The organism is Lysobacter sp. cf310 (assembly GCF_900114355.1).
Lineage (GTDB): Bacteria > Pseudomonadota > Gammaproteobacteria > Xanthomonadales > Xanthomonadaceae > Lysobacter.
The window spans coordinates 337,991-364,038 of record NZ_FOSS01000002.1 but is presented as its reverse complement, the minus strand read 5'-3'; the positions used below and the strand labels follow the sequence as shown (position 1 = coordinate 364,038).

General features: G+C 68.9%; 26 protein-coding genes. 4 read left to right on the top strand and 22 right to left on the bottom strand.

The features are described 5' to 3' along the window. Positions 1-61: 61 nt before the first annotated feature. Complete coding sequence (locus BMZ45_RS08300; protein ID WP_091634970.1) at positions 62-1,495, bottom strand: amino acid permease; 1,434 nt, start codon at positions 1,493-1,495, stop codon at positions 62-64. A gap of 135 nt (positions 1,496-1,630) precedes the next feature. After that, positions 1,631-3,100 (bottom strand): amino acid permease, encoded by a 1,470-nt coding sequence (locus tag BMZ45_RS08295; protein WP_091634967.1) that lies wholly within the window; start codon positions 3,098-3,100, stop codon positions 1,631-1,633. Between the two features lie 219 nt (positions 3,101-3,319). Between BMZ45_RS08295 and BMZ45_RS08290 the strand changes: the two genes are divergently transcribed. Continuing rightward, entirely contained in the window at positions 3,320-3,832 is a 513-nt protein-coding gene (locus BMZ45_RS08290) for an NUDIX hydrolase (protein WP_254776602.1), read from the top strand. A gap of 576 nt (positions 3,833-4,408) precedes the next feature. Here the strand turns inward: BMZ45_RS08290 and BMZ45_RS08285 are convergent. From BMZ45_RS08285 to BMZ45_RS08210, 16 genes are all read right to left on the bottom strand, one after another. Next, entirely contained in the window at positions 4,409-6,490 is a 2,082-nt protein-coding gene (locus BMZ45_RS08285; RefSeq protein WP_091634961.1) for a phosphocholine-specific phospholipase C, read from the bottom strand. A 79-nt stretch (positions 6,491-6,569) separates the two neighbouring features. Beyond that, positions 6,570-6,953, bottom strand: a complete 384-nt coding sequence (locus BMZ45_RS08280) for a hypothetical protein (protein ID WP_091634958.1) — start codon at positions 6,951-6,953, stop codon at positions 6,570-6,572. Between the two features lie 147 nt (positions 6,954-7,100). Further along, positions 7,101-7,568 (bottom strand): GNAT family N-acetyltransferase, encoded by a 468-nt coding sequence (locus tag BMZ45_RS08275; RefSeq protein WP_091634955.1) that lies wholly within the window; start codon positions 7,566-7,568, stop codon positions 7,101-7,103. A 1-nt stretch (position 7,569) separates the two neighbouring features. Beyond that, positions 7,570-7,932: a hypothetical protein gene (locus BMZ45_RS08270; protein ID WP_091634953.1), complete on the bottom strand. Its 363-nt coding sequence runs from the start codon at positions 7,930-7,932 to the stop codon at positions 7,570-7,572. A gap of 469 nt (positions 7,933-8,401) precedes the next feature. Continuing rightward, entirely contained in the window at positions 8,402-9,115 is a 714-nt protein-coding gene (locus BMZ45_RS08265) for a hypothetical protein (protein ID WP_091634950.1), read from the bottom strand. 360 nt (positions 9,116-9,475) lie between these two features. Beyond that, a complete protein-coding gene (locus BMZ45_RS08260; RefSeq protein ID WP_091634947.1) occupies positions 9,476-9,757 on the bottom strand; it encodes a hypothetical protein in 282 nt (93 codons plus the stop codon). A gap of 249 nt (positions 9,758-10,006) precedes the next feature. Further along, positions 10,007-10,573 carry an elongation factor P-like protein YeiP gene (gene yeiP, locus BMZ45_RS08255; RefSeq protein WP_091634944.1) on the bottom strand — a complete coding sequence of 189 codons (567 nt, stop codon included), beginning with the start codon at positions 10,571-10,573 and terminating at the stop codon, positions 10,007-10,009. 114 nt (positions 10,574-10,687) lie between these two features. Further along, entirely contained in the window at positions 10,688-11,458 is a 771-nt protein-coding gene (locus BMZ45_RS08250; protein WP_091634942.1) for an SDR family NAD(P)-dependent oxidoreductase, read from the bottom strand. Positions 11,459-11,489: 31 nt separating this feature from the next. Continuing rightward, a complete protein-coding gene (locus BMZ45_RS08245) occupies positions 11,490-12,851 on the bottom strand; it encodes a metal-dependent hydrolase family protein (RefSeq protein WP_091634939.1) in 1,362 nt (453 codons plus the stop codon). A gap of 80 nt (positions 12,852-12,931) precedes the next feature. After that, positions 12,932-15,475, bottom strand: coding sequence for a sensor domain-containing protein (locus BMZ45_RS08240; RefSeq protein ID WP_254776580.1), 2,544 nt, complete (start codon positions 15,473-15,475; stop codon positions 12,932-12,934). A 29-nt stretch (positions 15,476-15,504) separates the two neighbouring features. Then, positions 15,505-16,398: a hydroxymethylglutaryl-CoA lyase gene (locus BMZ45_RS08235; protein WP_091634934.1), complete on the bottom strand. Its 894-nt coding sequence runs from the start codon at positions 16,396-16,398 to the stop codon at positions 15,505-15,507. Next, positions 16,395-17,021, bottom strand: coding sequence for a hypothetical protein (locus BMZ45_RS08230; RefSeq protein WP_091634931.1), 627 nt, complete (start codon positions 17,019-17,021; stop codon positions 16,395-16,397). Before BMZ45_RS08230 ends, BMZ45_RS08235 begins: the two co-directional genes overlap by 4 nt. Further along, the gene (locus BMZ45_RS08225; RefSeq protein ID WP_091634928.1) at positions 17,018-19,027 is read right to left on the bottom strand and encodes an acetyl/propionyl/methylcrotonyl-CoA carboxylase subunit alpha; all 2,010 of its coding nucleotides are present in this window, start codon (positions 19,025-19,027) and stop codon (positions 17,018-17,020) included. The genes BMZ45_RS08230 and BMZ45_RS08225 overlap by 4 nt, the downstream gene beginning before the upstream one ends. 50 nt (positions 19,028-19,077) lie before the next feature. Continuing rightward, on the bottom strand, positions 19,078-19,464 hold the full coding sequence (locus BMZ45_RS08220) for a VOC family protein (RefSeq protein ID WP_091634926.1): 387 nt from the start codon (positions 19,462-19,464) through the stop codon (positions 19,078-19,080). Positions 19,465-19,579: 115 nt separating this feature from the next. Beyond that, entirely contained in the window at positions 19,580-19,969 is a 390-nt protein-coding gene (locus BMZ45_RS08215) for a VOC family protein (protein ID WP_057162930.1), read from the bottom strand. A gap of 48 nt (positions 19,970-20,017) precedes the next feature. Next, complete coding sequence (locus BMZ45_RS08210) at positions 20,018-20,800, bottom strand: enoyl-CoA hydratase-related protein (RefSeq protein ID WP_091634923.1); 783 nt, start codon at positions 20,798-20,800, stop codon at positions 20,018-20,020. Positions 20,801-20,947: 147 nt separating this feature from the next. Between BMZ45_RS08210 and BMZ45_RS08205 the strand changes: the two genes are divergently transcribed. From BMZ45_RS08205 to BMZ45_RS08195, 3 genes are read left to right on the top strand one after another with little or no spacing between them, the layout of a single operon-like run. Next, positions 20,948-21,202: a FeoA family protein gene (locus BMZ45_RS08205; RefSeq protein WP_175488995.1), complete on the top strand. Its 255-nt coding sequence runs from the start codon at positions 20,948-20,950 to the stop codon at positions 21,200-21,202. A 14-nt stretch (positions 21,203-21,216) separates the two neighbouring features. Then, a complete protein-coding gene (locus BMZ45_RS08200) occupies positions 21,217-23,091 on the top strand; it encodes a ferrous iron transporter B (protein WP_091636342.1) in 1,875 nt (624 codons plus the stop codon). A 2-nt stretch (positions 23,092-23,093) separates the two neighbouring features. Further along, positions 23,094-23,336, top strand: coding sequence for a DUF6587 family protein (locus BMZ45_RS08195; protein WP_091634917.1), 243 nt, complete (start codon positions 23,094-23,096; stop codon positions 23,334-23,336). Between the two features lie 366 nt (positions 23,337-23,702). On the opposite strand, the gene BMZ45_RS08190 is transcribed toward BMZ45_RS08195, so the two are convergent. The 4 genes from BMZ45_RS08190 to BMZ45_RS08175 form a co-directional block, all read right to left on the bottom strand. After that, a complete protein-coding gene (locus BMZ45_RS08190; protein WP_091634915.1) occupies positions 23,703-24,719 on the bottom strand; it encodes a zeta toxin family protein in 1,017 nt (338 codons plus the stop codon). Continuing rightward, positions 24,706-24,903: a hypothetical protein gene (locus BMZ45_RS08185; protein WP_091634912.1), complete on the bottom strand. Its 198-nt coding sequence runs from the start codon at positions 24,901-24,903 to the stop codon at positions 24,706-24,708. The genes BMZ45_RS08190 and BMZ45_RS08185 overlap by 14 nt, the downstream gene beginning before the upstream one ends. A 164-nt stretch (positions 24,904-25,067) precedes the next feature. Then, positions 25,068-25,430, bottom strand: coding sequence for a hypothetical protein (locus BMZ45_RS08180; RefSeq protein ID WP_091634910.1), 363 nt, complete (start codon positions 25,428-25,430; stop codon positions 25,068-25,070). Further along, complete coding sequence (locus BMZ45_RS08175; protein ID WP_091634907.1) at positions 25,427-26,017, bottom strand: bactofilin family protein; 591 nt, start codon at positions 26,015-26,017, stop codon at positions 25,427-25,429. Before BMZ45_RS08175 ends, BMZ45_RS08180 begins: the two co-directional genes overlap by 4 nt. Positions 26,018-26,048 lie beyond the last annotated feature (31 nt).

Sequence of the window (26,048 nt, the reverse complement as noted above, 5' to 3'; positions counted from 1 at the left end):
GACGCAGCGTTCCGGTCGGGCGACGGGCGGCCGGGGCCGCCCGCCGAAACCGCGTCCGGGCTCAGCGCCCCGAGGCCGCGCGCAGGCGGCTGTGGCGGATGCCGTACAGGAAGTAGATCAGGAAGCCGATCGCGGTCCAGACCGCCATCAGGAACCAGTTGTGCGCGGTCATCGTCGACAGCAGCGCCAGGCAGCTGAAGATGCCGGCCAGGCAGATCGCCCAGGCGAACGGGATCTTGAACGGGCGCGGCAGGTCGGGCTGGGTGCGGCGCAGGATGAGCACGCCGGCGCAGACCGCGGCGAACGCGATCAGGGTGCCCATCGAGGTCAGCTCGCCCAGCACGTCCAGCGGGAACAACGCCGCCAGCAGGGCGATGCCGATGCCGGTGATCACAGTGTTGATGTGCGGGGTGCGGTAGACCGGATGGATCTTGGTGAACACCGGCGGCAGCAGGCCGTCGCGGCCCATGATCATGAAGATGCGCGGCTGGCCGATGATCATCACCAGCACCACCGAGGACAGGCCGATCAGCGCGCCGATCTCCACCACCACCCGCAGCCAGCCCAGTTGCGGGTGCGCGGCCACCGCGGTCACCACCGGCTCGTCGGTGCCCAGCAGGGTGTAGGGCACCAGGCCGGTCATGATCGCGGCCATGGCGATGTAGAGCACGGTGCAGATCGCCAGCGACAGCAGCATGCCGATCGGCAGGTCGCGCTGCGGCTTGTGCGATTCCTGCGCCGCCACCGACACCGCCTCGAAGCCGATGTAGGCGAAGAACACCAGCGCCGCGCCGCGCAGCACGCCTTCGAAGCCGTACTTGCCGGGGCCCTGGTTCTCGGGAATGAAGGGGTGCCAGTTGGCCGGGTCCACGTACTTCCAGCCGGCGACGATCACGAGCAGGATCAGGCCGGTCTTGAGCACGACCATGGCCATGTTCATCGCCGAGGACTTGCGGATGCCGACGTAGCACAGCCAGGTCAGCAGCAGCACGATGGCCGCGGCGGGCAGGTTGGCGATCGCGCCGGTCGGGCGCAGCTGCGCGTCCAGCGGCGCGCTGACCAGGGCGGTCGGCAGGTGTATCCCGAAATGATCGAGCAGGCTGAGGAAGTAGCCGGTCCAACTGACCGCCACCGCCGAGGCCGACACGCCGTACTCAAGCACCAGCATCCAGCCGATGAACCAGGCCGCCAGCTCGCCCAGGGTGGCGTAGGTGTAGGAATAGGCGCTGCCGGACACCGGCACCATCGCCGCGAACTCGGCGTAGGCCAGCGCGCAGAAGGTGCAGCACAGCGCCGCCAGCACGAACGAGAGCATGATCGCCGGGCCGGCGTGGTTGGCCGCGGCCTGGCCGGTGATCACGAAGATGCCGCCGCCGATCACCGCGCCGATGCCCAGCGCGGTCAGGCCCCAGGGGCCCAGCGTGCGGTGCAGGCTCAGGCCTTCGGCATCGGCGTGTACGGCGTGCGGGTGTTTGGTCGCCCAGAGTTGTTTCATCGGATCTTCCTGTCGCCGGGCCATGGCGCGTCCGGCGGAATCGGGCAGGCCCTGCGGCCTGAACTGTCGGTCCTGAAATGGACAAGGCCGGCGGGCTGTCTATAGCCTCCGCCGGCCTTGCGCATCTTGCTACGTTCAGCCCGCCTTGCGCAGCTTGCTGTTGCGGTAGCCGTAGAAGAAGTAGATCAGCATGCCCAGCGCGGTCCAGCCGGTCATGACCTTCCAGTGCTCGGCGAACGGCTTGGAGAACAGGTACAGGCAGATCAGCGCGCCCAGCGGGCAGACGATGACCGCCAGCGGCACCCGGAACGGACGCGGCAGGTCGGGGCGGGTGCTGCGCAGGATCAGCACGCCGACGCAGACGGTGGCGAAGGCGAGCAGGGTGCCCATCGAGACCATTTCGCCGAGCAGGCCGATCGGCAGGAAGCCGGCCAGCACCGCCGCGAACACGCCGACGATGACGGTGCCGACGTACGGGGTCTGGAACTTCGGGTGCACCTTGGCGAAGAACTTCGGCAGCAGGCCGTCGTGGGCCATGGTGTAGAAGATGCGCGGCTGGCCCATCAGCATGACCAGGATCACCGAGCTCAGGCCGGCGATCGCGCCCAGTTCGACCACCATCTTCAGCCAGCCCAGGGCCGGGTAGGTTTCCAGCGCGGTCGCCACCGGCTTGGGCGTGCCCAGTTCGGTGTAGGGCAGCAGGCCGGTCAGCACGCCGGCGACGATGATGTAGATGATGGTGCAGATCACCAGCGAGCCGAGGATGCCGATCGGCATGTCGCGCTGCGGGTTCTTGGCCTCGCCTGCGGCGGTGGAGACCGCGTCGAAGCCGATGTAGGCGAAGAACACCACCGAGGCGCCGCGGATCACGCCGTCGATGCCGTACTTGCCCGGGCCCTGGTTTTCCGGAATGAACGGCACCCAGTTGTCCGGGTTCACGTACTTGGCGGCGAAGGCCACGAACATCGCGATCACCACGATCTTGATCGCCACGATGATCGAGTTCACGAATGCCGACTGGGTGATGCCGACGTAGCACAGGCCGCTGATGGCGGCGATGATCGCCACCGCCGGCAGGTTGACCAGGCCGCCGGTGTAGACGATGGCGCCGTCGACCACGTTAAGTGGCGCGGCCGCTAGCGATGCGGGTAGTCCTAGCCCGAAGTGTTCGAGGAAGCTGTTGAGGTAGCCCGACCAGCCCACCGCCACGGTGGACGCGGCGAACATGTACTCCAGCACCAGGTTCCAGCCGATGAACCAGGCGACGAACTCGCCCAGGGTGGCGTAGGAATAGGAGTAGGCGCTGCCCGAGACCGGCAGCATGGCCGCGAACTCGGCGTAGCACAGACCGGCCAGGGCGCAGGCTACGCCGGCGATGACGAAGCTCAGCACCACCGCCGGACCGGCGTGGTTGGCCGCGGCGTGGCCGGAGAGCACGAAGATACCGGCGCCGATGACCGCGCCGATGCCCAGCATCACCAGTTGCGTCGAAGTCAGTGTCCGCTTGAGCGTGGCCTCGCCTTGCAGGCTGCCCTCTACCGGCTCCCCGGCGTCGACGTGCGGTGCAGCTTGCACCGGCTTGGTGATGAATAGGCCCTTAGACATCAGTATCCCCAGATGATGAGAGGTCGGCTGGCCGTACAAACGGCACACCCGGCGTATGGCGCAATGGCGGGCCACCATAACCCAGCGGGGAAAGGAGCGGCAAGCGGGACAAAGTCATGGTCTTTGCCGGCATAATCCGCCTCCGAATCAAGCCGCAGTGCAGCATTTGGGATGCTCGTGAGACATTCAGACCCGGACGCCGAGCTGCGTTCCAATCTCATCGACTATGCGCGGCGCTGGCCCGACGAGGCCGAGCGCGTACAGCCCTTCCTGGACCTGTTGGACGACGCCCAGGACCCGTTCCGGCGCGAACGGTTGGAGGGCCATTACACCGGCGGCTGCTGGCTGGTCGACCGCGCCGGCGAGCGCGTACTGCTGACCCACCACCGCAAGCTGGAACGCTGGTTGCAGCTGGGCGGCCACGCCGACGGCGACCGCGACCTGGCCCGGGTGACCCTGCGCGAGGCCGAGGAGGAGTCCGGGCTGTCCGACCTGAGCGTGGACCCGCAGCCTTTCGACCTGGACCGGCACTGGATTCCGGAGCGCCGCGACGTACCGGGTCACTGGCACTACGACGTGCGCTACGTGGTGCGTGCCAACGGCAGCGAGGACTACGTGGTCAGCGAGGAATCGCTGGACCTGGCCTGGCGCCGCATCGACGAGCTGCTGGACGACCCCGGCAGCGACGAGTCGATGCGTCGGATGGCGAGGAAGTGGTTGGCGCGCCAGTAATCTGTCCGGCCGCGTGGCCCGTGCTCGGGCCCCTCGCAGGATGCGGTGAGCCGAAGGCGAACCGCATCGCCGTGCCGCCTCGGCGATGACGACGGTGCGGTTACCACCGCACCCTACGGTTGCGCTGCGCAATCGCCGTGCTTCGAGCCCCCTCCTTTGTCAAAGGAGGGTTGGGGAGGATTTGCTCTTCATGCCGCCGAAGCGCCCCCGCTCGCAGGATGCGGTGAGCCGAAGGCGAACCGCATCGCCGCGCCGCCTCGGCGATGACGACGGTGCGGTTACCACCGCACCCTACGGCCGCGCTGCGCAATCGCCGCGCTTCGAGCCCCCTCCTTTGTCAAAGGAGGGTTGGGGAGGATTTGCTCTTCATGCCGCCGAAGCGCCCCCGCTCGTAGGATGCGGTGAGCCGAAGGCGAACCGCATCGCCGTGCCGCCTCGGCGATGACGACGGTGCGGTTACCACCGCACCCTACGGCCGCGCTGCGTAATCGCCGCGCTTCGAGCTCCCTCCTTTGTCAAAGGAGGGCTGAGGAGGATTTGCTCTTCATGCCGCCGAAGCGCCCCCGCTCACAACCATCAAGCTGCCCCGATCGCCGGATCGCTGACGCTAGCCCGCCCCGTCTCCACATGCCCCGCGAAGCGGCGCACATACGTCGCGTCGTGGTCCGAGCTCAGGCTCAGGTCGTACCAATGCGCGCTGGCCGCCAGCGGCCAGCTGTCGTCGACGCTGGCGCCGGGGGCGAGCGGATAGCTGCGCGGCGCGGCGCTGCTGTAGTGGTTCGGCCGCAGGGTCAGGCGGCAGGCGCCGGTGCCGGAGTTCGTGAAGCGCAGCAGCAGACGCTCGTTGACCAAGTCGTATTCGATGCGCAGTTCCGGATTCGCGCCGCCGCTCGCGGTCGCCTTCAGCAGATCGCCCTGGAACACGCGCAGGAACCCGTTCGGCCCGTGCGCGCTGAGGTCGTACTTGCCCTGCGTATAGGCCTTGGCGCTCCAGTAGTCCGATAGCTGCGTGCCCGGCGTGAGCGTGTAGTACCAAGGGCCGTCGCTGCGGTTGCGCGCGTACACATTGAAGCCGGCGCCGGCGACGCCGGTGTTGGCGAAGTCCAGCCAGTACCGCCCGCTGGAAGCCTCGATGCGGCCGTGCACGTGCAGCTGATACGGCAGCGCGCGCGCCGGGCGCTGGCCAGGCTCCTGGCGCGGCATCTTCGGTTGCTTGGGCGCGCTGGGCACCGGCAACTTGCAGGACTGATCCGCGCGCGTCATGTGCTCGCGCGTGTCCGGCAGCGTCGGCCAGACCGGGTCGGCGCCGGCGAAATCCAGGGCCGTGCTGAGGTCGCCGGCGACCGCGCGCCGCCACGCGCTGATGTTGGGTTCGGCCACGCCGAAGCGCGACTCCAGGAAGCGCAGCACCGAGGTGTGATCGAACACCTGCGAATTCACCCAGCCGCCCTTGCTCCACGGCGAGACCACGAACATCGGCACGCGGATGCCCAGGCCGACCGGCACGCCGTTGTAGTTCTCGGTGGCGGTATCGACGGTGCTCTTGCCGAGGCTGGAGGTGATCGCCGGCAGCGGCGGCGGAACGTGGTCGAAGAAGCCGCCGTTCTCGTCGTAGTTGATGATGAACACGGTCTTGGACCAGACCTCGGGGTTGGCCACCAGCGCCTCCAGCAGGCGCGCGGTCAGCGATTCGCCGTAGGCCGGGGTCGCGGCCGGGTGCTCGCTCATGATGTAGGGCGGCACGATCCACGACACCGCCGGCAACGTGTCTTCGCGCACGTCCTTGGCGAAGGCCGCGACCAGATGCTCGCCGCGCGAGGTGGCGGCATTGGCGGCGGTCGAGCCGTCCACCCAGGCGCGGCCGCGCTTGTACAGCTCGGAATTGCGGTCGAGGTTGCGGAAGTTGGCGAAGGACTGCAGCGAGTTGTCGCCGTAGTTGTCGTACTCCTGGTACACGCGCCAGCCGATGCCGGCGTTCTGCAGGCGCTCGGCGTAGGTGCTCCAGCGGTGACCGACGAAACTGGCCTTGTCCTTGGACATGTCCGCAGTCCAGTTGCCGTCGTCGGCGTTGTTCACCGCCTGCGCGCCGAGGTCGCCCACGGTCATGCCGCTGGTGCCGGTGAACAAATGCATGCGGTTCGGGTTGGTCGGGCCGTGGTGCGAGCAGTAGTAGGCGTCGCAGACCGTGAACGCGTCTGCCAGCGCGTAGTAGTAGGGGAGGTCGGCGCGGGTGAAGTGGCCCATGCACATCGGGCCCTTGGTCGAGACCCAGGCGTTGTAGTCCTTCCAGCGCGCGTGCGAGCCCTTCCAGCTGTGGTCGATGTCGGCCAGGCACTGCGAGGCGGTGCTGTCGGTGCTGAGCCGGAACGGCAGCACGGCCTGGCCGCCGCTCTTGGGCTGGCGCCACACCGGATCGCCGTTGGGCAGCGCGATCGGGCGCGGGTCGTCGAAACCGCGCACGCCGCGCAGGGCGCCCAGGTAGTGATCGAAGGAGCGGTTCTCCTGCATCAGGATCACCACGTGCTGCACGTCCTGAATGGTGCCGGTCACGCGCGCGGCGGGCGTGGCCAGCGCGTTGCGGATCGACGGCGGCAGCATCGCCAGGGTGGCGGCGGCGCCGGCGAACTTGAGGAAATCGCGACGGGTGTCGGAGACCATGGATCTTCCTTGCGAGCGGTGATGCGGGGGAAGGCGCGATGCTGGGCGAGGATGGTTGCAAGGGTATGGCAGGCAGCGCTCAGGGCCCGTGGACGAATTCCAGTTTCGACAACACGGCTGCGACCGCAGGCACGTTCTGGTAACGGCGTCGCAGTTCGGTCAGGCGGCGGTCGTTGCCCTTGCAGGCGCGGTTGGCGCCCTGGACGATCTCCTCGCTGCGTTGCCGGTCGCCTTGCGGCGCTTCCTCGCCGCGCCAATGCTCGCAGTCGTCGTAACGCTCCAGGAAGGCGCGCACCTCGTGCGGCTGCTCGCACCAGTTGGGATGGCGCTCCGGCGCCTCGCACAAGGAGCGCTCGCGCGGGCTGAGATAGCCGTTCGGGCGCGGGTCGTCGAGCTTGGGGGCGCGCGCCTGCGCGGCGGCGAACGGGATCAGGCAGAGCAGCAGCAGACCGCGGTGGCGCATGGGTCCTTCCTCGGGCCAAAGAGGGTGAACGTGACCGAGCGTAAACCTGGGCGCCGGCGCCCGATAGCGGGGCCGTTACTCAGCGCGCTAAGTGTGCCAAAAATGTGGCTATGTCGGCGTCAGGGCAAGGCGCGGCGCCGCCACGGCTTAGTCGCTCGCATCCAACCAGCGCGTCATCAGGCGCCGCGCATGCGCCGTATAGCCCGCGCGCTCGTAGATGCCGCGCGCGCGTTCGTTGTCGTCGTTGACCTCCAGCCGCAGCGCGAGCAGGCCTTCGGCACGGCACAGAGCCTCGGCCTCGGCCAACGCGCGCTTGGCCAGCCCGGCGCCGCGGTGCGCGGGCAGCACGAACAGCTCGTCGAGCAGGCCGTAGCGCCCGCCGAACTCCAGGCTGAAGCAGAAGCCGACCGCGAGATGGCCGGCGATCTCGTCGCCGTGCAGGATCAGGCGCAGGCGACCCGCGCCGGGGTCGGCGATCAGCACCGACAACGCCGCGCGCAGCGCCGGTTCGTTCCAGGGCAGGTGTTCGACCGCGTAGAACTCGCGCAGCACCGGCATCAGCCGCGGCAGGTCGGCTTCGGTGGCCGCCGCGAAGCGGTAGTCGTTATGGCTCATCTCAGGCCCGGTCCGGCCACTGACGGAAGTTCACGCACACCGTGGTCTTGTCCAGCATCGCGAACTCGCGCGAGCCCCAGGGTTTGAGCGCGACCTTGCTGGAATTGGGATGCAGCAGCTGCGGCGCACGCGCGGACAGTTCGCGGTACACCGCATCGACGTCGTCGGTGTCGATGCCCAGCTCCGGGCGATCCTTGGCCGCGTACTCCGGGCTCTCGACGAGGTAGGCCTTGGCGCCGTCGCGCGCGATCACGGCCATGTTCGCGTCCCGATACTGCACTTCGAATCCCAGCCCGTCGACGAAGAATTCGAGCCCGTCTTCGAGGCGGTCGTAGAAGATTTTGGGGATGAGGTTCTTGAACATGGGAACTCCCTGTGCTCTATCCGATCTTGCTATTGAGAAGATTGAGTGGTGGGCGATTGGCTGGAGACGCACTGAACGGTACCGAACAAGAGCCGATTCGGAGAGATGACAGACATCGTGCCTTCGTTGAGCAGATACATTTCGTCGAAACCAGATGGGTTCGTTTTGCTGGATACCTTGTAGTGGGGTGAGCCACAGAGCTCCATGGCTCGCTGGCGAAAGTACGAATCAAGTCGTTCGCCGCGCTGCCATTCGAAACCGTAGTACTCAAGCTCGTACGTGCTTTCACCAGTGCGTACTTCCCGGTAGCCAGCGCCCCAACCGAAGTCGTGCTCGGGTGCGGGACGGTAGGCATACACGCCGCCACCGCAAGAGGCGAGTGAGAGGCTGAAGGCGATAGCGAATAGGACTGCTCGCATGTGGGAGGGGCGATCGAACTAAATCAGATATGGGTGAATGACGCGCTGCCTTAGTCGTCGACCTGCGGCTTCCTGATATCGCGCCGCAAGGTGTCGTCGAAGGTGCCGAAGCTGCATAGCCAGCCGTATTGACTGAAGGAGAACAGGCCGACGCTGGCCGGGTCGCGCTCCAGACCCGCGGGCAGCGGGTGCGGATGGGTCTGTTTCAGGATGTGGCTGCGCACCAGGTAGTCGACCTGCCTGACCACGTAGCGGTAATCCATGCCCGGGCCGCTGGACGTGGCCAGAATCTGATGGATGACCAGCGCGCTGCCGGTGGTGGTGAAGTGCGCCAGGAAGGTCAGTGCGCCGGTCCAGCTGCGGCAGAAGTAGATCCGGTCGGCATAGAGGTAGATGTCCCACTTCTCTTCCATGCGCGAGGAGTGGAACAGCACGCCGTCGGCGGTCTCGCCCTCGAAGGGATACTCGAGCCGGCATTCCAGCGCCACCGCGCCGGACGGGACGAGCCCGATGTGTTCCTGCCCAAGGCTGGCGCGCAGTGCGGAGAAAGAGGTGGCAACGGCCGGGTCCTGGGTGGTCGACAGCATGGACCGTACGAAGGCCTGGCAGTCGTAGCCGTTCACGGTGAAGGGATTCTTCGGGTCGTCCTTTTCCAGCCATTGGACGGCCGGTTGCGACTCGTTGAGTACGGGCCCTGCTGCGGGCGCGGAGGCGTCGGCCCCCGAGGTCTTGCTGCCGAACATATTGCGGAAAAACTTGATCATGCGGGCTCCCCTTGGCCAGGCGCCCGAGTGATGCGGGATAGCGACGCAACCAGGCTCGAAGACAGGATCGAGCCGCAGTCGCGCCCACGGGCGGCTGCGCTTGCCTAGGATGTATCACATAGCGCGCTGCGATGCCCGTACGCGGCGAGCCGGTCCGCATGGTTTGCGCCTGACCGGTCGTGCCATCTACTACTGGAGACGCAACCGGTTGTGCCCGGAGGCGCCCTGTTCAGCGGGTGCCGCTTCGATGGTGTTGCCGGAAGCGATGGGAGCCTCGTGGTACTTGAACTTGGGCAGATCCATGCGGTGTCCTCAAGGTCGGCGCGCGCTCGCACAGCACAGCTGCGCGCGCGGATAGCGCTAGCGCTTGCCTGTCCGTGCCGCAAGCAAGCCCGCTGCCGCCGCAAAGATCAGCGCAAGCAACAGGTCGGCAGCGAAATAGGTCAGGTGGAAGTCGTAGTTGTCGCAAGGCGAGGGCGAGCAGTCGCCGCCGATTCTGTGAAAGGCGAACGGAAACCCGGCGACCTCCTGGCCGTCGCGCTGGTACGCATGACGGGTGAGCAAGTAGGGCAGCGCATTGGCCAGCGCGGCGATGCCAGCCGCCGCCAGAAACGCTGAGAGGAATCTGGCCTTGGCTTGCATGGGCGAGGTCCGACGTTCGGATCTGGGCCGGCCGCCCAGCGGCTTGGCTGCGGATGAAACGCATGCCGCTGCAGTATGCGGCCGGGTGGCGCCAGCGCCCAGGTTCTGTCCGCATCGGTGTTGCGTTTCCGTCACCGGTGCGGCCGATCGATTGCGTAGAGCCCGCATCGCACCGGCGACAAACGCGGGAGGTCCGCGTCTGTCGCCGACATGCGGGCATCGGCGGCCGTCAGGTTGACTACGTGCCGATCAGTCCGCGCGCCCGGCGAACTCGCCGGTGGCGGTGTTCACCAGCACGCGTTCGCCGTTGACGATGTACTCGGGGACCATGATCTCGATGCCGGTGGAGAGCTTGGCCGGCTTCGGGCGCTTGGTGGCGGTGCCGCCCTTGAGTTCCGGCGGGGTCTCGATGACTTCCATGGTCACGCTGGCCGGCAGCTGGATGGCGACCGGCTGGTCGTCGATGATCTGCACGTAGCAGCCCGACAGGTCGTCGACGATGTAGCCGGCGGCGTCGCCGATCACGTCGGCGTCCAGCGTGTACGGGGTGTAGTCCTCGTCGTCCAGGAACACGAAGGCGTCGCCGTCCTTGTACGAATAGGTCACCTGGCGGCGGCTGAGTTCGACTTCCTTGAGCTCGTCGTCGCCGCCGACGCTGAGGTCGAACTTGGTGCCGCCGGGAACCGAATACATGGTGAAACGGAACTTGACGTTGCCGCCGCGGCCCTGCGGCGAGCTGCGTTCGATGTCGCGCACCTGGTACACGGTGTTGTTGTGCTCGATTACGTTACCTTTCTTTACGTCGTAGGCTTTCATGATTTGGGGCCGGGAATAGGGAATAAGAAGTTGGGAATCGACATAGCAACGGCGTGAAGACTCGGGTGAGGGACGGAACCGCCTTTGCGATTCCCCATTCCCGATTCCCGCGATTTACTTCGGCGCCAAACGGGTCGCGCCGTCGAGACGGATGGTCTCGCCGTTGAGGTAGGTGTTGCCCAGGATGTAGGCGACCAGGTCGGCGAACTCCTGCGGGCGGCCCAGGCGCGAGGGGAAGGGGATGGACGCGCTCAGCGACTGCTGCACCGACTCGGGCATGCCGTCGACCATCGGGGTCCAGAAGATGCCCGGGGCGATGGTCATCACGCGGATGCCGAAGCGCGACAGTTCGCGCGCCATCGGCAGGGTCATGCCGACCACGCCGCCTTTGGAGGCAGAATACGCGGCCTGGCCGATCTGGCCCTCGTAGGCGGCGACCGAGGCGGTGTTGACGATTACGCCGCGCTCGCCGTCGGTGCCGGCTTCGTTGTGCTGCATCAGGTTGGCGGCGGCCTTGGCGACGTTGAAGCTGCCGACCAGGTTGACCATCACCGTGCCCTGGAACTGCGCCAGCGGCATCGGCGCGTCCTTGCCCAGCACGCGGCCGGCGCCGAGGATGCCGGCGCAGTTGATGGCGACGTTGAGGCCGCCGAGGAAGTCCTGGGCCGCGGCGACGTTGGCGACCACGCCGGCTTCGTCGGCGACGTCGGTGCGGAAGTAACGGGCCCGGTCGGCGCCGAGTTCGGCGACCGCGCTGGCGCCCTTGTCGTCGTTGAGATCGAACAGGGCGACCTTGCCGCCGTGGGCGACCAGGTGCTGGGCGACCGCGAGGCCGAGGCCGGAGACGCCGCCGGTGACGATGGCGCGCACGGTGTCGAGTTGCATAGGAAGGTCCGGGTCGGGGAAAACGGCGATTTTACCGGACTGGCTGGACCGCCGCTGGCGACGGCGCGAGCGGGTCGCGCCCCGGTTCGCGATGGACCACGCCCTCCTTCACCACCAGCACCGGCTGTTTCAGGGCCTCGATGTCCTGGCTGGGGTCGCCGGCGAAGGCGGCCAGGTCGGCGCGCAGCCCGGGCGCGATCCGGCCCAGGCGCTCGGACTGGCGCAGGATGCGCGCGGCCACCGCGGTGCAGGCGCGCAGGGCCTGGGCCGGGGACATGCCCAGCTTGGCCATCCAGACCGGCTCGCGGTAGTTGTCGCCATGGCGGAACACGCCGACGTCGCTGCCGCAGCCGATTGTGGTCTTTTCGGCCAACGCGGTACGGAAGGCGTGTTCGGCCTCGCGCAGCTTGGGCGTGGGCGGCGATTGCCCGGGGATATAGCCGGCGTAGTACTGCTCGGTGGATTCGACCGCGGTCAGGGTGGGCAGGTAGGCGACGCTGCGCTCGCGCATCAAGCGGAAGGTCGCGGCGCTGCCGCCGTAGCCGTGCTCGATGCTGTCCACGCCGGCTTCGATCGCCAGGCGCATGCCGGCATCGCTGGCCGCGTGCGCGGCGACCGGGCGGCCGCTGAGGTGGGCGGCGTCGACCAGGGCGCGCAGTTCGGCGGCGCTGAAGGTGGGCTGGGCGCTGCCGTCGGCGCCGATGCGGTAATCAGCGTAGACCTTGATCCAATCGGCGCCGTGGCCGGCCTGCTCGCGCACCGCGCGCACGGTCTCGTCGACGCCGCTGACTTCCTGCGCGCCGCCGGGCAGTTCGATATCGGGACGGAAGCCGCGCGGGCCGGGCCCGTAGCTGGCGGTGGCGACGATGGCGCGCGTGGCCACGAACAGGCGCGGGCCCGGGATCAGGCCTTCGTCGATCGCGCGCTTGAGCGAGAGGTCGGCGTAGCCGGCGCCTTCGGTGCCCAGGTCGCGCAGGGTGGTGTAGCCCGCGCGCAGGGTCGCGCTGGCGTGGCGCGCGGCGAGCAGGGTGCGGTAGGCCTCGGGCTCCTTGAGCACCTGATCGTTCCAGGCCGCTTCGTTGTAGGGGTGCAGGAACAGATGCGCGTGCAGGTCGATCAGGCCGGGCGTCAGGGTGGCGCCGGGGAGGTCGATACGGCGCGCGTCGGTGGGGACTTCGATGCGATCGGCGGGGCCGACCGCGGCGATGATGCCGTCGCGCACCACTACGGCCCAGCCGCTGTGAGCTGCGTCTTCGTCGCCGGTCCAGACGCGGTCGGGGCGCAGCAGCAGGGTTTCGCCGCGCGGGCTGGGCTTGGGGTCGGCGGCGTGAGCGGCGGTGCCGATGAGGGCGAGCAGCAGGCCCGACAGTGCAAGACGTAGGCGGTGCTTCATCGGGAGGCCTCGCGGAACATGGGGCGGCGCGGCGGCGCGCGTCGTTTCGCGAGCCCACGTCGGGGAGCGTGTCTTCGTCCTCAGCCCGGCAGCGCGAGCGGCGAGCGGTAGTACTGCTGCAGTTCGTCCGGCATCAGTCCGGGCGCGAACAAGAAGCCCTGGCCGACTTCGACGCCGAGCTTGAGCAGGAAGGCGCGCTGGCGTTCGGTTTCCACGCCCTCGGCGACCAGGCCCAGGCCCAGGCTGCTGGCGATTCCGGTCACTGCCTGGCAGACCGCGACGTCGGACTGGTTGTCGGGCACGCCCTGCACGAACAGCTGGCTGAGCTTGAGGCCGTGGATGGGCAGGCGGCGCAGGTAGTTGAGCGCGCTGTAGCCCTCGCCGAAATCGTCGATGGTCAGCATCACGCCCATCTCGCGCAGGGCATGGAAGGTGCGCATGGTGTCGGGCACGTCCTCGATCAGCACGCGCTCGGTGAATTCCAGTTCCAGCGCGGTGCCGGGCAGGCCGGATTCGGCCAGCGCCGCGGCCACGCTGCTGGCCAGGTCTTCGCCGAGGAACTGGCGGTAGGACACGTTGACCGCGACCCGTTGCACGTCCAGGCCGCGCTCGTGCCAGCGCCGCAGCTGCCGGCAGGCTTCCTTCAGCACCCAGCCGCCGATGCCGACGATGTCGCCGGTGGTTTCGGCGTGGTCGATGAAGCGGTCCGGGCGCATCTCGCCCAGCGATTGGTTGCGCCAGCGGATCAGCGCCTCGACCGCGACCACCGCGCCGTTGGCCAGGTTGACCTGCGGTTGATAGACCAGATGGAATTCGTCGTTGTGGACCGCGCGGCGCAGATGGGTTTCCAACTGCAGGCGGTGCAGCTGCTGCTCGGCCAGCTCCGGGGTGAAGCTCTGCCAGCCGTTGCGGCCGCGGCGCTTGCTGTCGTACATGGCGACGTCGGCGCTTTGGATCAGCTGCTGCGAACGCACGCCGTCGATCGGCGCCTGGGCGATGCCGATGCTGGCGGTGATGCTGAATTCCTCGCCGTCCAGGCGGAAGCTGTCGCCGAAGATCTCGAGGATGGAGTCGGCCAGGCGCTCCGGCCGCGCCGGGTCGTTGCCGGTTTCGCACACCACCAGGAACTCGTCGCCGCCGAAGCGTGCGATCAGGCCTTCATTGCCGACCGCGCGCTGGATGCGGCGCGCGGCCGAGGCCAGCAAGCGGTCGCCGGCGGCATGGCCAAGCACGTCGTTGACCACCTTGAAGCGGTCGAGGTCGATGTACAGCACCGCCAAGGCCGCGCGGTTGGGGTCGTCGAGCCGGCTCTCCAGCTCCGACAGCACGGCGTCGCGATTGAGCAGGCCGGTGAGCGGGTCGCTGCGTGCCTGGATGCGCAGGTTCTCTTCGTCGTGCTTGCGTTCGGTGATGTCCTGCAGGGTGCCGATCAGGCGCGCGTTGAGGGTGTCGGCGGCTTCGGCCTGGGCGATGGTGCGTACCCAGAAGCCGCGGCCGTCGGCGCGCATGCCCTGCAGTTCCAGATCGAGATTGCGGCCGAACGCGATCGCGTGATCGAGCGCGTCGCGCAGACGCTGGCGGTCGCCGGCACGCAGGCAGCCGAGCATCTCGCCCATGGTGGCCGGCACCGGGTCGTGGCCGAGGATGCGCTGCGCTTCTTCGGTGAGGTACAGCACGTCCGGGCCGGCTTCCCATTCCCAGCCGCCGATGTGGGCCAGGCTCTGGGCGCGGTCGAACAGGGCGCTGTCGCGCTTGATCGCGGTGACGTCGGTGAACATCGACAGCACCTGGTTCGGACGGTTGCCGCCGGCCGGGAATTGCGGCAGCGAGGTCACTGTCAGCCAGATCAGGTTGCGGCGCTCGCGGTGATACAGGCCCAGCACCACGCTGTCGACGCGCTTGCCAGTGTCGAGCGCGCGCTGGGCGGGGAATTCCTTCTGGTTCAGTTCGCGGCCGTGCTCGTCGATCACCATCCAGTGCTCGGAGCGCATTTCCTCGTCGGCGCTGTGCTGATGGCCCAGGCCCATGATGCGCATGGCCGCGCCGTTGGCGTAGATCACCCGGAAGTCGGGGTCGTGCACGACGATGCCGCGGTCGATGGTCTCCATCAGCTCGCGATAGCGCAGCTCGGCGTCGCGGCGGCCGCTGAGGTCGCGCGCGACCGCGACGATGCAGCGCCGGCCTTCGTGCTCGAAGCCCGCCGAATGCACTTCCACCGGGAAGCGGGTGCCGTCGCCGCGCATGTTGGTGACTTCGATGACGTAGGTCTCGCCGCGGTTCAGCGTTTCCCAGACCGGGTTGAGGTGGTCGCGCGGCAGTTCCGGGTTGAGCACGTGGATGGGCTGGCCGACGATCTGGTCGCGCGGCCGGCGGTAGGCGGCCATGCCGGCCTTGTTGAGGTCGAGCACGGTGCCAACTTCGTCGAGGATGCTGACCGGGTCGGGCACCGCATCGAACACGGCGCGGTAGCGCGTGTGGGCGACGTCGGCGTCGTCGCTGCTGCTGCGGATCGCCTCGGCGGCCTCCAGCAGCAGCGCGCGCGTGGCGTCCGACAGGCTGCTGTCGTGGCTGGCCAGCTCCAGCGCCGCCAGGGTCGAGGTCGCGTCCACCGGGGACGGCGACACGGTCGGTTCGTTCCCGGGCGGACGCTGGCTCATGCGGCCGCCAGCGCCTTGCCGACCTTGCTGCCGGTCTCGCGGCCAAGCAGGCCGGCCAGCCAGCGTCCGGTCTCGGCCAGCGCGTTCAAGTCCACGCCGGTTTCGATGCCCAGGCCGTGCAGCATGTAGACCACGTCCTCGCTGGCGACGTTGCCGCTGGCGCCCTTGGCGTAAGGGCAGCCGCCGGTGCCGGACACCGCCGAATCGACCACCGCCACGCCTTCTTCCAGGCAGGCCAGGATGTTGGACAGGGCCTGGCCGTAGGTGTCGTGGAAATGCACCGCCAGCGCCGCCATCGGTACTTCGGCCGCGACCGCCTTCAGCATCGCGCGCGCCTTGCCGGGCGTGCCGACGCCGATGGTGTCGCCCAGGGAAACCTCGTAACAGCCCATCGCGTGCAGGGCCTTGGCCACGCGCACCACGTCGGCCACCGGCACCGCGCCCTGGTAGGGGCAGCCCAGCACGGTCGAGACGTAGCCGCGCACCGCCACGCCATCGGCCTTGGCGCGCGCCAGCACCGGCGCGAAGCGCGCCAGCGATTCGTCGATGCTGGCGTTGATGTTCTTCTGATTGAAGGCCTCCGAGGCCGCGGTGAACACCGCGATCTCTTCCACGCCGACCGCGCGTGCGCGTTCGTAGCCTTGTTCGTTCGGCACCAGCACGGGGTAGTGCACGCCGGGCTTGCGATGGATGCCGGCGAAGACCTCGGCGGCGTCGGCCAGCTGCGGCACCCATTTGGGGCTCACGAAGCTGGTCGCCTCGATGCTGCGCAGGCCGGTCGCGGACAAGCGATCGATCAAAGCGATCTTGTCGGCGGTCGCGATCTGCGCCTTCTCGTTCTGCAGCCCGTCGCGCGGGCCGACTTCGACGATGCGGACCGAAGGGGTCATGGTGCGGCTCCAGGCGAGGTCGCCGCCAGCACGCTGCCGGCCACGCGTTGCAGTTGCAGTGCCGAGGCCTCGGGCTTGAGCGGGCCGAACACCGGTTCCGGGCCCTGCGCGAGCAGTCGGGCAATGCCGCGTGCGTTGCCTTGCACCAGCACCGAGGAGGCGTCGCCATTCTGAAGCGGTCGCCCGCGCGCCTTGCCGTCGCGGATCGCGGCGTTGACGCGGTCCGGATCGGGCAGCCAAGCCTGGAGGCGATCGCCTTCGATGCGATAAGCCACCATGAACACCGCGTGCCTGGGCACGCTGTCCTCGAGCTTGATTTGGCCTTCGCTGCCGAGCATGCGTTGGGCATGCTCGGGCGACAGCACCACGTAGCGGGTCGCGCCCTGGGTGTAGCCGCGCAGGCTGACCTCGACCGCGCGCTCGTGCACCGGCCACTGCGCCTCGCATTTCGCGTCGATCACGATCTCGCGGCCGGGGCCGGGCCCGTCGCGGTCGGCGTGCCAGCGCCCGACCAGGTCGGGGTCGCAAGCCAGCGTTTTCACGGGCGCGTGTTCGAACGCGACGCAGCCCGGCACCGACAGCGCGAGCAGGAACGCGGCGACGAGGGCGGGGCGCAGGTTCATGCTTCCAGCGCCACCAGCACCGCGTCGGCCTCGACGAATTCGCCGGCGGCGGCGCGCACTTCGGCGACCGTGCCGGCGCGCGGGGCCTTGAGGCTGAGTTCCATCTTCATCGCTTCGATCACCATGAGCTCCTGCCCGGCTTCGACCTGATCGCCGGCGGCGGCCTTGACCACCACCACCCGGCCCGGCATCGGCGCCACCACCTGGTTGCCCGTGCCGGCCGCCGCGGCCGATTCGTGACGATACATCGGGACCGGCAGCAGGCGCAGCCTGCGTTCGCCGTCGTGGACCACCACCCGGCGCTCATCCCCTAGCAACGCAAAACGGCGCGCGCGGCCGTCGATGCGCAGGCTCAGGCCCTCGGCGCCGTGGCGGGCGCCCTGGACCTGGCGGGTGCGGCCGGCCTGTTCGATGCGGTAATCGCCGGCGCTGCCCTGGGCGTGTAGCTCCAGGCGCTCCTCGCGGCGCAGGAAGGCCAGGCTGCGGCGGCCGCCGTGGCCCAGGCGCCAGCCGTCGGCGATCGCCCAGGGCGATTCCGGGTCGTTGGAGGCGGCGGCGCGGCGGCGGGTGTCGCGCTCCTGGGCCAGCAGCTCGGCCACGGTCGCGGCGATCAGCAGGTCGTCGGCTTCCTCGGCGTCGCTGCCGTCGGCGGCGGGCATGAACTCGTCGAGGTGGCGGTCCAGGTAGCCGGTGTCGATGCGGCCCTCGACCACGGCCGGATGACGCGCCAGGCGCTCCAGGAATTCGATGTTGGACTTGGGGCCGGCGATCTCGCACTCGGCCAGCGCCGCGCGCAGGCGGGCGAGGGCGCTGGGGCGGTCGACGTCGGCGACGATCAGCTTGGCGATCATCGGGTCGTAGAAGATCGTGACCGTGTCGCCCTCGATCACGCCCGAGTCGATGCGCACGTGGGCGTCGGGCGTGGGCAGGCGCAGGCGCTCGAGCTTGCCCGAGCCGGGCAGGAAGCCGGCCTCGGGGTCTTCGGCGTACAGACGCACTTCGATCGCGTGGCCGCGCTGCACGATCGCGTCCTGGGCCAGCGGCAGCGGCTCGCCGGAGGCTACGCGCAGCTGCCACTCGACCAGGTCCAGGCCGGTCACGTACTCGGTGACCGGGTGCTCGACCTGCAGGCGGGTGTTGATCTCCATGAAGTAGAAGCCACCGTCCTGGCCGACGATGAACTCGACCGTGCCGGCGTTGACGTAGTCGATCGCGTGACCGGCCTGGACCGCGGCCGCGCCCATGGCCTGGCGCAGTTCCGCGCTCAGGAACGAGGACGGCGATTCCTCCAGCACCTTCTGGTAGCGGCGCTGGGCCGAGCACTCGCGCTCGTTGAGGTGGATCACCTGGCCGTGGCGGTCGCCGAAGATCTGGATCTCGATGTGGCGCGGCTGTTCGACGTAGCGCTCCAGCAGCACGCGGTCGCGGCCGAAGGCGTTGCGCGCCTCGCGCTGGCAGCTCTCCAGATGGGCCAGGAACTCGTCGCTGGCGCGCACGATGCGCATACCCTTGCCGCCGCCGCCGTGCGCGGCCTTGATCATCAGCGGGTAGCCGATCGCGTCGGCTTCGCGATGCAGCACGTCCGGCGTCTGGTCGGCGCCGGTGTAGCCGGGCACCACCGGCACGCCGGCGGCCTGCATCAATTCCTTGGCACCGGCCTTGCTGCCCATCTTGCGCATCGAGCTACCGGCCGGACCGATGAAGGCCAGGCCCGCGGCCGCGACCGCGTCGGCGAAGTCGGCGTTCTCGCTGAGGAAACCGTAGCCCGGGTGCACGGCCTGGGCGCCGCTGCGCAGCGCGACCTCGATGATGGCGTCGCCGCGCAGGTAGCTGTCGGCCGGACGCGGCCCGCCGATCGGATAGGCCTCGTCGGCCTGGCGCACGTGCTGGGCGTCGGCGTCGGCGTCGGAGTACACCGCGACCGTGCGGATGCCGAGGCGACGGCAGGTGCGGATCACGCGGCAGGCGATTTCGCCGCGATTGGCGATCAGGATCTTGCTGAACATGCGGGGCTATCCTTCCCGGTCAGGGATGGGCGAGACGAGGGGCCGACGGTTCATGCCGGCGGCCGATGGCAGACCGCTTCGATGTTGTGCCCGTCGGGGTCCAACACAAACGCGGCGTAGTAATGCGGGTGGTAGCGCGGCCGCAGACCCGGCGCGCCGTTGTCGCGGCCGCCGGCGGCGAGCGCGGCCCGATGGAAGGCGTCGACCTGCGCGCGCGTGTCCGCGCTGAAGGCCACGTGCAGCCGGCCGGACAGGCTGTCGCCGCGGCCGATCCAGAACAGCGGCCGCCCGGGTGGGCCGTAGCCGGTGCCTTCGTGGCCGTCGTCGTCGCGCGCGATCTCCAGCACCGGCGCCATCCCCAGCGGCGCCAGCGCAGGCGTGTAGAAGGCGCGGCTGCGCGCCAGGTCGGAAACCGCGAAGTCGATGTGGTCGAGCATGCTGCTACCTACGGCCTCCGTGCGGATCGCGATTAGGGACGCTAGTGAACGCGGCGGCGCCGCGCGCGGTCAACTGCGCGCGAGCCGCATGCACCGTTTCTGTGGAGCCGGTGTATCAAGCCGGTGGCAGGTGGCAAACCGCCTCGATGTTGTTGCCGTCCAGATCGTAGGCGTAGGCGCCGTAGTAATTGGGGTGGTAGTGGGCGCGGATGCCGGGCGCGCCGTTGTCGCGCGCGCCTTGCGCCAGGGCGGCGGCGTGGAAGGCGTCGACCTGGGCGCGCGAGCCGGCGTTGAAGCAGATGTGCACGCCGCCGCCGTGCGCCGGGCCGGTACCGACCCAAAACTTGGGTTGCTGCGGCGGACCGAAGCCGCAGCCTTCGTAGCCGCCGCTTTGCTCCTTCGTCACCGCCATCACCTCGGCGTAGCCCAGCGTCGCCAGCACCTGGCTGTAGAAAGCGCGACTGCGCGGGTAGTCGGCGACGTTGATACCCATATGGTCGATCACGGTACGGCTCCTTGTAGCGGTCGGGGGCGGTGCGGCGGTGCGTTCGGCTCAGGGAATCCAGGCCGGCTTGCGTTTGTCCAGGAACGCGCCCAGGCCTTCCTGGCCCTCGGGCGAGACGCGCAGGCGCGCGATCAGGTCGGCGTTGTCGGCGTCGTGGCGGTCGCGGTCGCCGTGCGCGGCGACCCGGCGCACCAGCGCCTTGGCCTGGGCCGCGGCCACCGGGCCGGCCTTCAGCAGCAGCTCGATCTGGCGCTGCACCGCGGCGTCGAGCTGGTCGGCCGGCACCACCGCATGCAGCAGGCCGATCGCCAGGGCGGTGTCGGCGTCGAAGATTTCCGCGGTCGCGAACCAGCGCCGCGCCTGGCGCGCGCCGATCGCCTCGATCACGTAGGGCGAGATCACCGCCGGCAGCAGGCCGAGCTTGCTCTCGGTCAGGCCGAACTTGGCCTCGGGCGCGCCGATGGCGATGTCGCAGCAGGCCACCAGGCCGACCCCGCCGCCGAAGGCCGCGCCGTGCACGCGCGCCAGGGTCGGCTTGGGCAGCTCGTCCAGGGTCCGCATCAGCCGCGCCAGGGCCAGGGCGTCGTCGCGGTTGGCGGCCTCGCTGGCCGCGGCCATGCCGCGCATCCAGTTGAGGTCGGCGCCGGCCGAAAACGAGGCGCCGTCGCCTTCCAGCACCACCACCCGCACGCTGTCGTCGTGGGCCACCGCTTCTAGGGCGCCGGTCAGCGCCGCGATCAGGACCGCGTCGAAGGCGTTGTGCAGGGCGGGGCGGTTCAGGCGCAGCCGGGCCACGGGGCCCTCGCGCAAACTCAGCAACGGATGGTTCATCGCGGGCGGGGGGCTGGCTGTGTGGAGTCTGGCGAATGATACGCGGCGCCCGCCGCGATCCGCCCCGGTACGGCCGGCGATGCTAGAATGAGAACAATTCCTATTTGTGATGCCCGGTCGGAAACCGCCGCGCCCATTGGTGAAGCCTTGAAATTGTCCGAATTGCCGCGTCGCGTCGCGGCCACGGTCGAATCCGTCGAAGACCAGGCCCCGAACGACGCGATCGCGCGGCGTCTGCGCGAACTGGGTTTCGTCAAGGGCGAGCGGGTCGAGGTGATGGCGTCCGGGCCGATCTCGGCCGAGCCCTTGCTGATCCAGATCGGCTACACCCGTTTCGCCCTGCGCCGCAGCGAGGCGGCGCGGATCCAGGTCCAGCCCGAGGCTGGCGGGAGCGACACATGAGTCACGCCGCAACCATGGCCACCGCCGCCACGCCCGGGATCCCGCGCGTGGCCCTGGTCGGCAGCCCGAACTGCGGCAAGACCGCGCTGTTCAACCTGCTTACCGGCAGCCGCCAGAAGGTCGCCAACTACGCCGGCGTGACCGTCGAGCGCAAGGAAGGCCGCCTGCACGCGCCCTCCGGCCGCAGTTACGCCGTGCTCGATCTGCCCGGCGCCTACAGCCTGCACGCGGCCAGCCTGGACGAAGCGGTCACGCGCGATCTCTGCCGCGGCTTCTACCCCGGCGAGCCCGCGCCCGACGTGCTGGTCTGCGTGGTCGACGCCACCAACCTGCGCCTGCACCTGCGCTTCGCGCTGGAACTGCGCGAGCTCGGCCGGCCGATGGTGCTGGCGGTCAACATGATGGACGCGGCCAAGCGCCGCGGCATCGACGTCGATCTGGCCGTGCTCGAACGCGAGCTGGGCGTGCCGGTGGTGCCGACGGTGGCGGTGCATCGCAACGGCGCGCGCGAACTGGTGGCGATGCTGGACCGCGTGTCCGAACTCGCGCATGCGCCGCACGGTACGCCGACCGAAGGCCTGCAACCGGACGATCTGCACGCCGAGACCCGCCGCCTGCTCGCGCTGGCGGTGACGATGCCGCGCCGCACCGCCGAGATCGACGACACGCTCGACCGCTGGCTGCTGCATCCGGTGCTGGGCCTGCTGTCGCTGGCGGTGGTGATGTTCCTGATCTTCCAGGCGGTGTACGCCTGGGCCACGCCGCTGATGGACCTGATCGAGGCCGGCACGGCCTGGTTCGGCACCTTCGTCGGCGGGGTCATGCCCGAAGGACCGCTCAAGAGCCTGATGGTCGACGGCATCATCGCCGGCCTCGGCGGCGTGATCGTGTTCCTGCCGCAGATCCTGATCCTGTTCGCCTTCATCCTGGCGCTGGAGGAATCCGGCTATCTGCCGCGCGCGGCCTTCCTGCTCGATCGCATGATGGCCGGCGCCGGCCTGTCCGGGCGCTCCTTCATTCCGCTGCTGTCGAGCTTCGCCTGCGCGATCCCCGGCATCATGGCCACGCGCTCCATCCAGGACCCGCGCGACCGCCTGGCCACCATCCTGGTCGCGCCGCTGATGACCTGCTCGGCGCGCCTGCCGGTGTACGCGCTGCTGATCGGCGCCTTCATCCCGCAGCAGAAGGTGCTGGGCGTGCTCAACCTGCAGGGCCTGGTGCTGTTCGCGCTGTACGCGGCCGGCATCCTCAGCGCGCTGATGGTGTCGTGGGTGATGAAGAAGTGGCGCCGCGACAAGGGCGAGCACGCCTTGCTGCTGGAGCTGCCCTCGTACCGCCTGCCGCATCCGCGCGATCTGCTGATCGGCCTGTGGGAGCGCGCCTGGATCTTCCTGCGTCGGGTCGGCGGCATCATCCTGGCTCTGACCATCCTGCTGTGGTTCCTGCTCAACTTCCCGGCCGCGCCCGCCGACGCGACCCTGCCGGCGATCGACTACAGCCTGGCCGGCCGCATCGGCCACGCCATGACCGCGGTGTTCGCGCCGATCGGCTTCAACTGGCAGATCTGCATCGCCCTGATCCCGGGCCTGGCCGCGCGCGAAGTCGCGGTGTCCTCGCTGGCCACGGTGTACGCGCTGTCGGCCGCCGACGACGACGCGGCCGCGCAGGCGCTGTCGCCCATCATCACCGACGGCTGGTCGCTGGCGACCGCGCTGTCGCTGCTGGTGTGGTTCATCTACGCGCCGCAATGCATCTCCACCCTGGCCACGATCCGGCGCGAGACCAACTCCTGGAAGCAGGTCGCGATCAGCGCCGGCTACCTGTTCGCGCTGGCCTACCTGGCCTCGTTCGTGACCTATCAGGTCGCCGTGGCCCTGGGCGCGGGCTGAGCATGGACGCCGGCCTGCTCGCGCAATACTTGGTGATCGCGCTGGCGGTGATCGTCAGTGCGGCCGTGGTCGCGAAGAAGCAGTTCCCCGGCGGCGTGCGCCGCCTGCGCATCGCCCTGGCGCTGCCGCTGGTGCGCGACGGCCGGCCGGATTGGATGCGCCGGCTGGGCCGTGCGATCGCGCCGGTGCCGAGCGCCTCCGGCCCCAACTGCGCGGGTTGCGACAACTGCGGGCCGTCGGACTGAGCGTCCGATAGCGCTCCGCTCTTTGGCAGTTCTCCCTTTTGCAGTTCCCCGCTTTGAAAAAGGGAGGCAAGAGGGAATTTGCTCTTCTCTGCCAAAGCCAAAGCAAATCCCCCTCAATCCCCCTTTTTCAAAGGGGGAAGACAAGCAAAGGCGGGCGGATGGAAAAAGAAGCCCCGCGATTGCGGGACTGCAGTTCCCCCCTTTGAAAAAGGGGGGCTAGGGGGGATTTGCTCTTCCCCGCCAAAGCCAAAGCAAATCCCCCTCAGTCCCCCTTTTCCAAAGGGGGAAGACAAGCAAAGGCGGGCGGCTGGAAAAAAGAAACCCCGCGATTGCGGGGCTTGCGTTGCTGCTGCCAAGGCGCAGCGCTTAAAGCTTCGAGCGCGGCGCCTGCGGCGGTTCCTGCCCGGGCGGCGGCATCTGCCCTTGCTGTTGCTGCTGCGCTTGCGCCACCGCCGGTGCGGCCACATGCGCGGTCGGCGGATGTTTGCCGTCAGCTCCGAACGCGTAGCCGATCTCGACCTGGGCACCGCGATGCTCGGGGCGGGTCAGGGCGGCGTAGTCGCCGGGCGGGGCGAGGCTGCGGTCGTGCACCACCAGTTTGCCGCTGCCGCTCTCGTGGCCGGGCACGTACTGCATCACGTGGCTGTCGGTGGTCTTGGCGACCAGGCCCTTGTAGCTCAGGCCGCGGCCGATGTCGGCGTCGACCATGATCGAGGACGCGCCGGGGCGGGTCGCCTCGACCGAGGTCGCCAACTCGGCACGCGACTTCTCGCGTTGCTCCAGCGGCTTCTGCAGGCGTTCGACCACCCATTCCGGGGTCTTGTCGCCCAGCGGATAGCTCATATGGCCGTCGGGATGCTTCTGCGCGACCAGCATCGGCGCCTTGCCGGTGTTGTCGTAGATGCGCGCGGTGTCGGCTTTCTCCACCGCTGCCGGCAGCAGGCCCATCGCGCGCTCGTAGCGCTCGACGATCTTGTCGCCATCGACCGAGTGTCCGCCCAGCTTGGCGCGGTTCTCGACCCGCACCTTGTTGATCTGCGCGCTCTCGGTGGTTACGAACACCAGGTCCACACCGAAGCCCTTGGTGTGCGCCTCGTCGAACAAGGCCAGTTTGCCGGGCGTGGACATCACCGTCTCGAACGCGAACGGCTTGCCGCCGACCACCGCCGCCTTGCGCTGGTCCTCGGCCATGTTGGCGGCCACCAGGTTGCGCCGGTTCTCGTCGGGAACATCGGCCTTCAGCGAAACCGCGATGTCGTCGGCGTTGATGTAGTTCTTCGGGAACTGCGCCTCGCCGCGCAGGGCATTGGTGATGGTGCTCTTGCCGGACCCGTTCGGGCCGGCCAGCACCACCATCAGCGGTGCGTCTTCACCGGTCGGCATGGGAAGCCTCCCCATCGATCGGCTCGATCCGACCGTCCGGGTAGCGCTTGCGCCACACTCCATCGATCTTCACGGCCTCGGGCAGGCCGTGCGCTTGTGCCTCGGCGACGGCGTCGGCCACCGCCTTCTCTATCAGTTGATCGGCGCGTTCGCGCCCGATCTGGTCGATCAGCGATTTGCTCATGGGCTACGTCTCCTTGTAGGTATCGTCCGTTGCGTCGCGGGGCGACCGGCGCGGCTTGTGCCGCGCAGGTGCCGACGATGTGGCATTCGCATGCTAACGCGCGCCCGGCGGCGCAACAAACGCCGGGGCCGGGCAACACCCGGAAGCGTGATAGGGATAGCGGATCAGCGCTTGCGCTTGACCGCCTTGTAGCCGGTCGCGGCGACTGCCTCGACGGCTAGGGTGAACGTGCGTTGCTCGCCCGGAAACATGGCGCCCACGCCGACCACCTGGCGGGTGACCTCATGGCCGTCCTCGTCGCGGATCGACAGCAGCATGGTGTACTCCCACGCGCCCTCGGCGGGCGCGTGGATCGTGCCTTCGACATGCAGCGGCGAAAACTTCGCCGCCGCGTGTTGCAGCGCCTCGGGGTCGAACTTGAGATGGTGCTTGCAGGCGGGGCAGACGTTCGCGCTGTCGAGGATGGTCGTCTTGCAGTGCGGACAGGTGCGCGTCGCCCCGGGCAGGCCCGGGCGTGCGGCGTTCATGCGCCGGCGCCGTTCTCCGACTTGCCGGCGGCGTCGGACTTGCCGCCCTTGTCGCCGCTGGATTTGCTGTCCTTGTCGTCGAAGCCGAACTCGACCTGGCCGCGCATGCGCGAACCCGGTGCGACGGTGACCACGCCGGCCTTGACGTCGCCGACCATGCTGCCGCTTTCCAGCAGCTCGACGCGCTGCGCCGCGTTGATGTTGCCTTCGAGCTCGCCCGCGATCACGACCTTGCGCGCGCTCACGCCGCCGTTCAACTTGGCGCCGACTTCGATGGTGAGATCGCCGTCGACCTGCACGTCGCCCTTGAAGCGGCCGGCGATGCGGATATGGCCCGAGCCCTGGATCTTGCCTTCGATCGACAGGTCGGACGCGATCAGCGATTCCTTGCCGCCTTCGCGCTCGGCCGGCTTGGCCGCGTAAGAGGGCGAAGGCGCGGTGTTGGCGAACGGCGCGGGTGCCGGCGTCGAAGCCTGGCCGAAGTTGATCTCGTTGGCCGTGTCCGGCTCGCGCTTGAGTGCGGTCTCCGGCTGCAGCGGCGGAAGCGTCTCACGCTTGGGCGGGTTGGGCTGATTGAAAATGGCCATGACGCGGCGTCCTCTAGTTCGGGGGAACGTT